At 67.4% G+C, this 12154-nt stretch carries 9 protein-coding genes; all 9 read right to left on the reverse strand.

From position 1 onward, the window contains the following. Positions 1 to 1252 (reverse strand): NAD-dependent DNA ligase LigA (gene ligA, locus KGM94_RS17935; RefSeq protein WP_300262160.1); only part of this gene is annotated, 1252 nt, incomplete at its 3' end. A 187-nt stretch (positions 1253 to 1439) separates the two neighbouring features. Next, positions 1440 to 3128 (reverse strand): DNA repair protein RecN, encoded by a 1689-nt coding sequence (gene recN / locus KGM94_RS17940; RefSeq protein WP_300262163.1) that lies wholly within the window; start codon positions 3126 to 3128, stop codon positions 1440 to 1442. 13 nt (positions 3129 to 3141) lie between these two features. Continuing rightward, positions 3142 to 4044, reverse strand: coding sequence for an outer membrane protein assembly factor BamD (locus tag KGM94_RS17945; protein WP_300262166.1), 903 nt, complete (start codon positions 4042 to 4044; stop codon positions 3142 to 3144). A 262-nt stretch (positions 4045 to 4306) separates the two neighbouring features. Next, a complete protein-coding gene (gene lpxC / locus KGM94_RS17950; RefSeq protein ID WP_300262169.1) occupies positions 4307 to 5269 on the reverse strand; it encodes a UDP-3-O-acyl-N-acetylglucosamine deacetylase in 963 nt (320 codons plus the stop codon). 350 nt (positions 5270 to 5619) lie between these two features. After that, on the reverse strand, positions 5620 to 7425 hold the full coding sequence (gene ftsZ, locus KGM94_RS17955) for a cell division protein FtsZ (RefSeq protein ID WP_300262171.1): 1806 nt from the start codon (positions 7423 to 7425) through the stop codon (positions 5620 to 5622). 87 nt (positions 7426 to 7512) lie between these two features. Beyond that, positions 7513 to 8832, reverse strand: a complete 1320-nt coding sequence (ftsA, locus tag KGM94_RS17960; protein ID WP_300262174.1) for a cell division protein FtsA — start codon at positions 8830 to 8832, stop codon at positions 7513 to 7515. Further along, positions 8829 to 9830 carry a cell division protein FtsQ/DivIB gene (locus KGM94_RS17965; protein ID WP_300262178.1) on the reverse strand — a complete coding sequence of 334 codons (1002 nt, stop codon included), beginning with the start codon at positions 9828 to 9830 and terminating at the stop codon, positions 8829 to 8831. Before KGM94_RS17965 ends, ftsA begins: the two co-directional genes overlap by 4 nt. 350 nt (positions 9831 to 10180) lie before the next feature. Continuing rightward, positions 10181 to 11167 (reverse strand): D-alanine--D-alanine ligase, encoded by a 987-nt coding sequence (locus tag KGM94_RS17970; RefSeq protein WP_300262182.1) that lies wholly within the window; start codon positions 11165 to 11167, stop codon positions 10181 to 10183. Positions 11168 to 11205: 38 nt separating this feature from the next. After that, the gene (gene murB, locus KGM94_RS17975) at positions 11206 to 12123 is read right to left on the reverse strand and encodes a UDP-N-acetylmuramate dehydrogenase (protein ID WP_300262187.1); all 918 of its coding nucleotides are present in this window, start codon (positions 12121 to 12123) and stop codon (positions 11206 to 11208) included. Positions 12124 to 12154 lie beyond the last annotated feature (31 nt).

Consider the following 12154-nt stretch of genomic DNA (forward strand, 5'->3'; position numbering starts at 1 on the left):
CGACCACCTGCGGGATGACGTCGCCAGCGCGCTGGATCACCACGGTGTCGCCGATGCGGATGTCGCGGCCCTCGCGCAGCACCTCGCCCTTGTTGCCGATGCCGTGGATATAGTCCTCGTTGTGCAGCGTGACGTTCTGCACGATCACGCCGCCGACGCCGACCGGCTCGAGCTTGCCGACCGGCGTGAACGAGCCGGTGCGTCCGACCTGGATCTCGATGTCGCGCAGCACCGTGGTGGCGCGCTCGGCGGGGAACTTGTGCGCGATCGCCCAGCGCGGCGTGCGCGAGACGAAGCCGAGGCGCTCCTGCCAGTCGATGCGGTCGACCTTGTAGACGACGCCGTCGATGTCGTAGTCGAGCTCGGCGCGGCTCTCCTCGATTCTGCGGTGGAAGGCGAGAAGCTGCTCGACCGAGTGGCATAGCCTGGTCAGCGGATTGGTCTTGAAGCCGCAGCGCTCGAACCAACCGATCATGCCGCTCTGGGTCTCTTCCGGCATCTCGCTCATCTCGCCCCATGCGTAGGCGAAGAAGCCGAGCGGACGCGAGGCGGTGACGGCCGGGTCCTTCTGCCGCAGCGAGCCTGCGGCAGAATTGCGCGGATTGGCGAAGATGGTGCCGCCGTCGGCCTTCTGCCGCTCGTTGAGCGCGAGAAACGCCTTCTTGGTCATGTAGACCTCGCCGCGCACCTCGCAGATCTCGGGGATGTCGCGGCCTTTGAGCTTGTGCGGAACGTCGTGCAGGGTACGGATGTTGGCGGTGACGTCCTCGCCTTCGGCCCCGTCGCCGCGGGTCGCCGCCGTGACGAGTTCGCCGCCTTCGTAGCGCAGCGACATCGAGAGGCCGTCGATCTTGGGCTCGGCGGAGAAATCGATCTTGCTGTCCGGGAGCTTCAGGAAGCGCTCGATGCGGCCGGCGAAGTCGCGCACGTCCTCCTCGGCAAAGGCGTTGTCGAGCGACAGCATGGGCACGGCGTGCCGGACCTTCCTGAAGCGGCCCGACGGCGCCACGCCGACCTTCTGCGACGGCGATTCGGCGGTGACGAACTCGGGAAAGTGCCGTTCGATCGCGTTGAAGCGCTTGCGCAGCGCATCGTATTCGGCGTCGGAAATCGTCGGCGCGTCCTCCTGGTAGTAGCGCCGGTCATGCCCCTCGATCTCGAGCGCCAGCCGCATCCACTCGACCTTGGCCTGCGCCTTGGTGAGGTCGGCGACGTCGGGAAGCGGTTTTGCGTGCTTTGCTGATCTGGCCATGGCCGTTGAATACGACAGACGCGGCGGGAGGGCAAAGGCGTGTTGAATCTCGTGCCCCGGATGCGGCGCAGCGCGCCGCGGCAGCGGCGTGGTGCGCTGCTTATCCGGAGCCCACGAGGCTGCGGGCAATAGATCCCGGCTCTGCGGCGCAGCGTTGCACGCCCCACCGCGTCCGGCACGCGAGGCATCAAGCCATCGCCGCCTTGAGCAGCCGCTCCGCCGCAGCCCGCGCCTCCGCCGTGATCTCGGCGCCGGCGAGCATGCGGGCGATCTCCTCGCGGCGGTGATCGGCGGCGAGTGCGTTGACGCGGGTGGCGACGCGCTTGCCCTTGTCGAGCGCGTCCTTGGAGATCAGGAGATGCTGGTTGGCGCGGGCGGCGACCTGCGGCGCATGCGTCACGGCCATCACCTGCACCTTGCCGGCGAGCCGGGCGAGGCGCGCACCGATGGCGTCCGCCACCGCGCCGCCCACCCCGGTGTCGATCTCGTCGAACACCAGCGTCGGCGCCGAGCCGCGGTCGGACAGCACCACCTTCAGCGCCAGCAGGAAACGCGACAGCTCGCCGCCGGAAGCGACCTTCATCAGCGGCCCGGGCTTGGTGCCCGGATTCGTCTGCACCCAGAATTCGACGCGATCAAAACCTTGCGGCCCCGGCGCGTTCGGGTCGCTCTCGACCTGGGTCGTGAACTTGGCGCGCTCGAGCTTGAGCGGGGCGAGCTCGGCATTGACCGCCTTGTTGAGCTTGTCCGCCGACTTCTGCCGCGCGGCCGAGAGCTTTTGCGCAGCAGCGGCATAGCGGGCGTCGGCCTCGATTGCGGCGCGTTCCAGCTTCTTCAGCGCTTCCGCACCGGCATCGATCAGCCGGACATCGGCGGCATATTTCGCGGCGAGCGCGGCAAGCGCGTCGACCGGCGTCGAATATTTGCGCGAGGCGGCGCGCAGCGCGAACAGCCGCTCCTCGATGCGCTCCAGCTCCAGAGGATCGAAATCGGTCGCGGCGAGCGCGGCGGCGAGATGCTGGTCGGCCTCCTCAAGCGCGTTGATCGCGACATCGATCGCCTTCACGGCGGGCTCGACCAGCGCCGGCGCATTGACGCCGCGGCGCTCCAGCCGCCGCACCGCCGCCGACAGCGCCGCGATCGGCGAATGGTCGCCGGAGACCGCCTCCTGCGCCTCGCGCAGGTCGGAGGCGATCTTCTCGCCCTGCATCATGGTGGTGCGGCGCGCGGCCAGCGCGGTTTCCTCGCCGTCCCTGGGCGCCAGAGTCTTGAGCTCGTCCGAGGCATGGCGCAGATAGTCCGCCTCGCGCGCGGCGCGCTCCATGCCGGCGCGATGCTCCTCCAGCGCCGTGTTCGCCGTGCGGCGGGCCTCCCACAGCGTTTCCACCGCCGTGACGTCCTTCTCGAGGCCGGCAAAGGCGTCGAGCAGGCGGCGGTGAGTCGAGGCATCGACTAGCGCGCGCTCGTCGTGCTGGCCGTGGATTTCGACCAGCGCCGAACCGACCGCTTTCAGCGTCTGCACGCTGATCGCCTGGTCGTTGATGAAGGCGCGGGTGCGGCCGTCGGAAAACTGCACCCGGCGCAGGATCATCTCGCCGGAATCGTCCTGGCTGGGGTCGTCGAGGCCGTTCTCGGCCAGGATTTTCGCCGCCGGATGGCCCTTGGGAACGTCGAACACGGCCGTGACCTGGCCCTGCTCCGCGCCGTGGCGCACGAGGCCGGCATCGCCCCGGCCGCCGAGCGCCAGCGCAAAGGCATCGAGCAGGATGGATTTGCCCGCGCCGGTCTCGCCGGTCAAGACCGCAAGGCCGGGGGCGAATTCGATATCGAGCCGTTCGATCAGGACGATGTCGCGGATCGACAGACGCGCCAGCATGGAACCAAATTTCCTAGCCGAGGCCCATTTTCTTGAAGGTCTTGCTGATCCAGGACCCCTGATTCTCGCTCGGCTCGAGACCGCCGGATTTTACAAGATTATAGGCGTCCTTGTACCAGCGGCTGTCGGGAAAATTGTGCCCGAGCACGGCGGCCGCGGTCTGGGCCTCGCCGACGATGCCGATCGTCATATAGGCCTCGGTGAGCCGGAACAGCGCCTCCTCGACATGGCGCGTGGTCTGGTACTGCGTGACCACGGTCTTGTAGCGGTTGATCGCGGCCGTGTAGTCGCGCTTCTTCATGTAATAGCGGCCGATGTTCATCTCGCGACCGGCGAGCTGGTCGCGGGCGCCCTCGATCTTGGCCTTGGCGCTGGTGGCGTATTCCGAGTTCGGATATTTGCGCACTACCTCCTCGAGCGAGGCGATCGCCTTCTCGGTACGGCCCTGGTCGCGGCTGATGTCCGGGATCTGGTCGTAGTGCGAGGCCGCGATCAGGTACTGCGCATAGGCCGCGTCAGGGCTGCCGGGATGCAGCGTGACGTAGCGCGTCGCCGCCCCGATGCAGCCGTCATAGTCGGCGGCCTGATAGGAGGCGTAGGCCGACATCAGAAGCGATTTGCGCGCCCAGTCCGAATAGGGATGCTGGCGGTCGACCTCCTCGAACTTCTTGTTGGCCGCCTTCATGTCCTTGCGCTCGTTCATGAGGTACAGGCCCTCATTGTAGAGCTTGTCGGCCGGCTCCTCGACGAAGGTATCGTCCTTGGCGGTGAACTTGTCCCACAACTCGCCGGCACCGCAACCGCCAAGCGGCAGCACGAGCACGAGGAACGCCGCCGCCTGCAGCAGGCGGCGAGCCCGAGACGAGACCTCGGGCGAGACCGTGACTGTTTCGCGCGTCATACGCTGTGCCGACATGAATGGAGACCTGACGCCCTGTGATGCGGTGCCCGCCACCCCATGACCCCCGTCCTGGTCGCGAGAATTGCCGTGCAATGCTGCGGTGGCCCTGCGCCTCGCCATGCGACTGCGCCGGTGTAACCGAAAAACGATCTTTAACCAACCGGATAGGCAGGCATTTCGCCCGGATTAAGGCGGCCGGAAGGCCACGCTAGCCGATCTTGGTTACCAGGAGATTCGCGACAATGGGCGGCCGAAACGGGGCTACGTCCGCGGGTTCCTAGGACACGTCCGGTCCGTAGGCGGCAGCAACCCGGCCGCCGACGATGCCGCTGCCGACCTCGACGACCCCGCGCGCGGTGCGCCGCGCCGCCTCGCCTTCCACCACCCGCCAGGCGGTGCGGTCGGCGAGCAGCGCCGAGAGCACGGCATGATTGAGCTTGTGGCCGCCGCGAACCGAGCGATAGGCGCCGAGCAGCGGCAGGCCGGCGAGCGCCAGATCGCCCACCACGTCCAGCACCTTGTGGCGCACGCATTCGTCGGCGTAGCGCAGGCCCTCGACGTTGAGCAGCCGCTCGTCGTCGAACACCGCGGTATTCTCGAAGGAGGCGCCGAGCGCATAGCCCGCGCTCCACAACCGCGCCACGTCGCACATCTGCCCGAAGGTGCGGGCGCGCGCGATCTCGCGGCGGAACCGTTCCGGGCTGAGATCGATCGTGTAGCTCTGCTTGCCGATGACGGGATTGGCGAAGTCGATCTCGACCTCGGCGCGGAAGCCGCCGGCATAGGGCCGCAGTTCGCCGAAGGAATCGCCGATCGATGCCGACACCGGCTTCAGGATCTGGATGTAGCGGCGCTGCGCCGGCTGGGTGACGACACCGGCCTGGTCGATCGCCGCAACGAAGGCCGCGGCGCTGCCGTCCATGATCGGCACTTCCGGACCGTCGATCTCGATGGTGGCGTTGTCGACGCCCATGCCGCGCAACGCGGCGAGCACGTGCTCGGCGGTGGAGACCAGCGGACCGTCGCGGTCGCCGAGGACGGTCGCGAACTCGGTTGCGACCACCTGCTCGGCGGTCGCCTGCACTTCCCGGTCGCAGCCCTCGAGGCCGGTGCGGACAAAAATAAGACCTGCATCGACGGGTGCAGGTCCGAGGGTCAGAGTGACGGGAAGACCGGAATGGACGCCGACGCCAGCCACCGTGGCCTGCGCACCAAGCGTTGTTTGCCGGCTAAATTTCATCAGGAACCCGCCCCACTACGACTTATACAGGACTCAACTTACCGACCGAGATCGTTACGCGAATCTCTGTATCCCCAAGTCACGGCAGACCATAAGTGCTGCCCGAAAGAGCGCCAATTCACGCTTTTTTACCAATTGTTACCCCAACTCTGCCGTATTCGCGCCAGGGCTTAACCAAATTGTGCCGCGATCGAGCGGGCTTCCGACAACTTTATTCCAGCACGAAATGCATAATTAAGCATTTAAAATCAGCCGGTTGTAGCGCAAACCCGAAATCGCATGGTGACAAAGCAAAGGTCCCGGCGATCGTCTCGCCGGGACCTTATCCCCAGATCCGATTGTAACAATCGTCAGGTCGCCTGCCGCCGCAGGAAGGCCGGGATATCAAGATGATCATCACCCTGTGGCGCCGGCGCCACAGGCGCCGGGCGGCCATGAGTGTCCAATCCCTGCGGTGCCGGTCGCCGGGCGTACTCGGACACCGGCTCCTTGGCCGCCACCTGCTGCGCCACGGATCGTTGCGGCTTGCGTTCGGGCAGCGGCGGCATCGCGGGACCGGCCGCGCGGGCGGCGATCGGCGGCTCGCTCTCCTCGTCGCGCCGGCCGAGACCGACATTGGCGAGCCGCTGCAGCAGCGACAGGCGGGTCTTGTGCGTCGGTTCCTCCTCGACCTCGCCACGGGCCTGGCGAATCTCGGCCTGGGCCGGCATCGGCAGGTCCTCGAACTTCGGCATCCGCGGCGTGCGTACCGGCGGCCGCTCGGCCTGCGGCGGAATGAAGGTCTCGGGCGTCATCGGCTCGTTGGTCGCAACCGGCGCCGCCTCGGGCTCCGGGAACAGCGAGGGCTTTTGCGCGATCGGACGCACGGTGACGTCGCCGTAGGACGCCGCCTGCACCGGGGCCGGCGCCGGAGCCTGCGGCACGTCGGGGGCAACCGCCGCGGCAATCGCGGCCAGCGCGGCGCGCTCGACGTTTTGACGCTGTGCCGGAGCCGCAGCGATGGGCGCCGAAGCTCCCACCGGGGCCTGCGCTTCCAGCTTCTGGGCGCGCTCGGCGAGCCGCTGATTGTCGGCGCGCAGGCGCGCGGTGAGATCGGCGAGACGGCTCTCGGCAACGGCGGCCGGCGTCGCCGCAGGCGCGGCGGCGGCGACCGTCGGCGTCGCGACCGCTTGGCTGTTGCGGGCGATCTGCGCCTGCTCGATGCCGGTCGCAACCACCGAGACGCGGATCAGGCCGTCGAGCGCCTCGTCGAAGGTCGCGCCGACGATGATGTTGGCGTCCTGGTCGACTTCCTCGCGGATGCGGGTCGCGGCCTCGTCGACCTCGAACAGGGTAAGGTCCCTGCCGCCGGTGATGGAGATCAGGAGACCCTTGGCGCCCTTCATCGATGAATCGTCGATCAGTGGGTTGGCGATTGCGGCTTCGGCGGCGGTCAGCGCGCGCTTGTCGCCGGAGGCCTCGCCGGTGCCCATCATCGCCTTGCCCATCTCGCGCATCACGGCGCGGACGTCGGCGAAGTCGAGGTTGATCAGGCCTTCCTTGACCATCAAGTCGGTGATGCAGGCGACGCCCGAATAGAGCACCTGGTCGGCCATCGCGAAGGCGTCGGCGAAGGTGGTCTTCTCGTTGGCGACGCGGAACAGGTTCTGGTTGGGAATGATCAGGAGCGTGTCCACGACCTTGTGCAGTTCGGCGATGCCGGCTTCCGCGGTGCGCATGCGGCGCGCACCTTCGAAGTGGAACGGCTTGGTCACCACGCCGACGGTGAGGATGCCCATCTCGCGCGCGGTCTTGGCGATCACCGGGGCTGCACCGGTGCCGGTGCCGCCGCCCATGCCGGCGGTGACGAACACCATGTTGGCGCCGGAGAAGTGGTCGCGGATCTCGTCGATCACCTCTTCGGCAGCGGCCGCGCCGACGTTCGGCTGCGAGCCTGCGCCGAGGCCTTGCGTGACCTGCGTGCCCATCTGGATGATGCGCTGCGCCTTCGACATCGTCAGCGCCTGCGCGTCGGTGTTGGCGACCACGAAATCGACGCCCTGCAGGCCTGCCGTGATCATGTTGTTGACGGCGTTGCCGCCGGCTCCGCCGACGCCGAACACGGTGATCCGCGGCTTCAACTCGTGAATATCGGGAACATTGATATTGATGGTCATGTTTGCCTCTCGATCACGCGCGCGTGGTTTCGCCCCGGCCGGCGGCCGCGGGAGTTGGAGAAAGTCGGGGGTGGCGGAAATGATTCATCAGAAGCCCTCGCGAAGCCATCGTCCGACCTTTCCGAAATAGCCGCCAGTCCCTGTCCTGGCCTGCCGCGTATGCCGCGGTTCGACGTGTTCAAGGTGAACATATTGCGGGTAGACCAGGAGCCCGGCGGGCACCGCGAAGGCGGCGTTCTTCGCCTCGTTGGGCAGGCGGGCGAAGCCGAGCGGACGTCCGATCCGCACCGGCCGTCCGAGGATCTGGCTGCCGAGTTCGACGAGGCCGGTGAGCTGCGCGGCGCCGCCGCTCAGGACGACGCGTCCCTTCGGTTCCGCCGCAAAGGGCGAATCCTTCAGGCGGTCCCGGACCATTTCGAAGATTTCCTCGGCACGGTGCTTGACGATGTTGGCGATGGTGGCGCGGGAGACGATCTGCGGCAAGTCCTGCTCGTCACCGGCCGTCGGCACGGACATCAACTCACGCGAGTCGGAACCGCCGGTGAGAACCGTGCCGTATAACGTCTTGATTCGCTCGGCGTCCGCAATGGTCGCCGACAGGCCGCGCGCAAGGTCCATGGTGATGTGCTGGCCGCCGACGGCGAAGCCCGCCGCGTGCACGAAGCGGCCGCCGGAATAGACCGCGATCGTGGTGGTGCCCGCGCCCATCTCGACCACGGCGGCGCCGAGATCGGCCTCGTCGTCGGTCAGCACGGAGAGGCCCGCCACATAGGGGCTCGCCGCCATGGCCTCGACGTTGAGATGGCAGCGTTCCACCGCCAGCATCAGGTTGCGCGCCACCGTAGCCTCGCAGGTGACGACGTTCATGTCGACGCCGAACTGGCGCGCGACCATGCCGCGGGGATCGCGGATGCCCTTGACGCCGTCGAGCGTGTAGCCGACGGGCAGCGTGTGCAGCACGGTGCGGCCCTCGCCGGTGGCGTGGCGCATGCCGGTGGAGGTGACGCGATCGACGTCGGCCGCCGTCACGGCGCCGCCGCGGATGTCGGCGGCGGCCTCGACCAGTTGCCCGGCCAGCCGGCCGCCGGAGACCGGCAGCAGCACGGATTCGACCCGCACCTTGGCCATCTTCTCCGCGAGCGCCACCGCCTGACGCACCGCCTGCTCGCATTCGGCGAGATCGATCACCGCGCCGGCCTTCATGCCGCGGGCCTGGATCTGGCTGTAGCCGATCAGCTCGACCGCGTGCGTGCGGCCGCGCAGGGCGTCGCTCGGCGGCGACGGCTTCAGCCGCGCGATCATGCAGGCGATCTTGCTGGTGCCGATGTCGAGAGACGCAACCAGCCCGGCGCGCTTGTGCGGCATCGGGCGGGTTTTCGGCGTCTGGCTGCGATCGAGGCCGGTCATACGGGGTCACCGGCCTTCTTCTTGGACTTCTTGTCCTTGAACAGCTCCTCGCGCACCTTGGCCGCGTCGTCGGACAACTGCACGACGAGGCGGTCCGGCAGGCGCATGTCGACCGCGACGATGTCGCGGGAGAACAGTTTGTCGTCCTTGTCGAGCCTGGAGAGCGCGGCAAGCGCGTTGCCGACGTCCTGCTCCGGCAGGCGAATGTCGAGGCCGTCCTTCAGGCGCAGGTTCCAGCGCCGCTCGCCGATGAAGATCGCCGCCTTCGTGGCCGCGCGAACCTGCGGATAGCGCGACAGCAGCGCCAGGAAATCCCGCGCATGGGTGTCGGCGCCCTTGCCGACCACGAGCGGCAACGACAGGAAACGGCGCGAGACATAGGGCTCGAGCACGGCGCCGTCGTCGGCGATCACGGACAAGCGGCCGGCCTCCTGCCACAGCGCGAACGCCGTGCGCTCGGTGATGTCGATCTGGAGCCGGCCCGGATAGAGCTTCAGGACGGTCGCTTCCGAGATCCAGGGATTGGCCTTGAGACGGTCGCGGACGCCGTCGGCGTCGAGGAACAGCAGCGAGGAGCGGCCATTGACGCCGCCGATCGCCAGGATCTCGTCCTGGCTCAGCTGCTTGCGGCCGTTGATGGCGACGGAGGTGATGCGGAAGCCCGCGGAATTGGCCAGCGCGTTGCGGGCATCGCTGACGGCGGCGACGAAGTCCTGCAGATGGCCGCCCTTGACCACGCCGAAGCCGGCGCTGGCGATCAGCAGGATTGCGGTGAGGCCGATCCCGACCCGGCGCGGCAGGTGACGCTCGATCAGCGCGACCGCGCGCGGCGGCGGCTCGCGTTCCGGAACGGCCCTGGCGCGGACGTGGCGCTCGTCGCGCTTCTGCTGCACCCACTCGCGCAGAAGCACGACCGCTCCAAGAGCGGCCGCCCTCAGGTCAGTTTGGGGCCTCAGCGATCGAAGGACCGATCGGGCGAGGCTGCCTGCACCATCCATTGCACGAGCTCGTCAACAGTTAGCCCGCGAAACCGCGGGTTCTGGCGCTCACGACGTCTCGGACCTGCCGGCCGGGTGCTGGTCTTCAGCAGAAGAAGCCTCTCCCCTTCAACATGCGTGCGCTCGACCGCGGGACGATCCGCGGGCAGCTCACGCGCCGGCAGCCAAAGCGCCATATGCGCCGCCAGCGTTAACCTTCGGACTTCCTGGTAAACAAAAAGTAAAATTGGTTAAGGCGCGGCGAGATTTGCCTCGTCCCGTGAGGTATTTGTGCCGGGAACCTCGCCATTTTACCGGTCGGGGGGCTGCCGGGCGCCCGTTCGGCTCTCGAGCCCGTTAACGCCGACGTACTATCTCCGCGCGCAGCGCTCCGCCAGCACGACCATGTCACGCAGGAAATCGACGAATTCGATGCCTTGCGCCTTCAGCGCCTTGGGATAGAGCGAAGACTTCGTCAGCCCGGGCAGGGTGTTGGTCTCGAGATAGACAAGCCCCTTGTCCGAGACGATGAAGTCGGAGCGGGAATAGCCGGTGCAGGACATCGCGCGATGCGCGCGCATCGCCTGGTCCTTCAGCGCGGCGGTGACCTCGGGCGAGAAGCGGCCGGGGCAGATCTCCTGCGTCGACTTGAGCAAATATTTCGCCGCGTAGTCGAAATTGCCCTCGCCCGGAATGATCTCGATCGGCGGCAGCGACATGATCGAGCCGTCCGGCCGCTCCAGCACGCCGCAGGTCGCCTCCACGCCCGCGACGAACGGCTCGATCACGTACTCCTCGAGCTTCGCCGCATTGCGGACGGCGACGAGATCCTGCCTCGCATTGACGAAGATCAGGCCGTAGCTCGAGCCGTCGCGCGCGGGTTTTGCGATCAGCCGCCCATACTCGGCGAACGCGGCATCGAGATCGGCGAGCGCAATTCCGGCCGGCGGCGTCACGCCGCCGAGCGCGGCGAACCGCTTGGCCGCGATCTTGTCGAAGGCCAGATGGGAAGACGCCGAGCCCGAGCCGGTGAAGGGCACGCCGCGCGATTCGCACATCACCTGCAATTCGCCGTTCTCGGCGCGGCCGCCGTGCAGGCCGAGCACCAGCACGCGGTCTTCGCGCCTGGCCTGGTCGAGCGCCTGCTCCAGCGGAACGCCGCGCGTCCCGGGCCTGAACTCGTCCTCGAACGGACGCGCATGCTCGCGCAATTGCTTCGACGGCACGACGTGCACGTTGTCGTCGATGTCCCAGAACCAAAGGTCTGCCTCCGGCAGCGCCTGGTGCAGCGCCTGGGCGGTTGCGACCGAGACCAGACGCTCCTTGTTGGAGCCGCCGAAGAGAATGGTGATGCGCATTCCTGATCGCCTCGCGCTTCGTCATTCCGGGATGGTCATCACGGAACCCCAATCCGCTTGATTTCCCAGTGTAGCTCAATTCCGGAATTTGCCTTCACCCGTTCGCGCACGGTCTCCCCGAGCGTCTCGATGTCGTGGCCAGTGGCATCGCCGGTGTTGATCAGGAAATTGCAATGCATCTCCGAGACCTGGGCGCCGCCGACGCGAAGGCCCCGGCAGCCGGCGGCATCGATCAGCTTCCAGGCGCTCTGCCCCGGCGGGTTCTGGAAAGTCGATCCGCCGGTCTTCTCGCGGATCGGCTGCGCCGTCTCGCGATGGGCCTGCACCTCCGCCATGCGCGCGCGGATCGCATCGGCGTCCGTGACGACACCGCGGAATTTCGCCGAGGTGAAGATGATCGAGGAATCGACGCCGCTGTTGCGGTAGACGAATTTCATCTCGGCATTGGAGAACACGTGCTTCCTGCCGTTGCGATCGATGCCGGTGGCCTCGATCAATACGTCCCTGGTTTCGCCGCCATTGGCACCGGCGTTCATGCGCAACGCGCCGCCGATCGTGCCGGGAATGCCGAAGTAGAATTCGAGCCCGCCGATATTGGCGGCGGCCGCGACTTCGGCAACGCGCTTGTCGAGCGCGGCCGCGCCCGCCGTGACGGTGTCGCCGCTCGCGCTCGCATCGCCGAAGGCGCGCGGCGAGAGGCGGATCACCACGCCTGCGATGCCGCCATCGCGCACGATCAGATTGGAGCCGACGCCGACGACATGAACGGGAATGTCGCGCGTAAGATGCGCGAGGAAATAGCCGAGATCATTCTCGTCGGCCGGCGTGAACAGCACCTGCGCCGGTCCCCCGACCCGGAACCAGGTCAATTCCGCCAACGACTGGTTCGCCAGCAACCGCCCGCGCAGCTTTGGCATCGCGGCTTTGAGCTCTGGCGTGATGTCGGGGAAGCTCATGCTTCGTCCTGACGTGAGGGACGCAGGCATT

Source organism: Bradyrhizobium sp., from assembly GCF_028868675.1.
In the GTDB taxonomy this organism is placed as follows: domain Bacteria; phylum Pseudomonadota; class Alphaproteobacteria; order Rhizobiales; family Xanthobacteraceae; genus Bradyrhizobium.

Excerpts from the sequence above, each read along its gene's own strand:
- lpxC (WP_300262169.1), bottom strand. The coding sequence starts at position 5,269 with ATGAAATTTAGCCGGCAAACAACGCTTGGTGCGCAGGCCACGGTGGCT.
- recN (WP_300262163.1), bottom strand. The coding sequence starts at position 3,128 with ATGCTGGCGCGTCTGTCGATCCGCGACATCGTCCTGATCGAACGGCTC.
- ftsA (WP_300262174.1), bottom strand. The coding sequence starts at position 8,832 with ATGACCGGCCTCGATCGCAGCCAGACGCCGAAAACCCGCCCGATGCCG.
- KGM94_RS17970 (WP_300262182.1), bottom strand. The coding sequence starts at position 11,167 with ATGCGCATCACCATTCTCTTCGGCGGCTCCAACAAGGAGCGTCTGGTC.
- murB (WP_300262187.1), bottom strand. The coding sequence starts at position 12,123 with ATGAGCTTCCCCGACATCACGCCAGAGCTCAAAGCCGCGATGCCAAAG.
- KGM94_RS17945 (WP_300262166.1), bottom strand. The coding sequence starts at position 4,044 with ATGTCGGCACAGCGTATGACGCGCGAAACAGTCACGGTCTCGCCCGAG.
- ftsZ (WP_300262171.1), bottom strand. The coding sequence starts at position 7,425 with ATGACCATCAATATCAATGTTCCCGATATTCACGAGTTGAAGCCGCGG.
- KGM94_RS17965 (WP_300262178.1), bottom strand. The coding sequence starts at position 9,830 with ATGGATGGTGCAGGCAGCCTCGCCCGATCGGTCCTTCGATCGCTGAGG.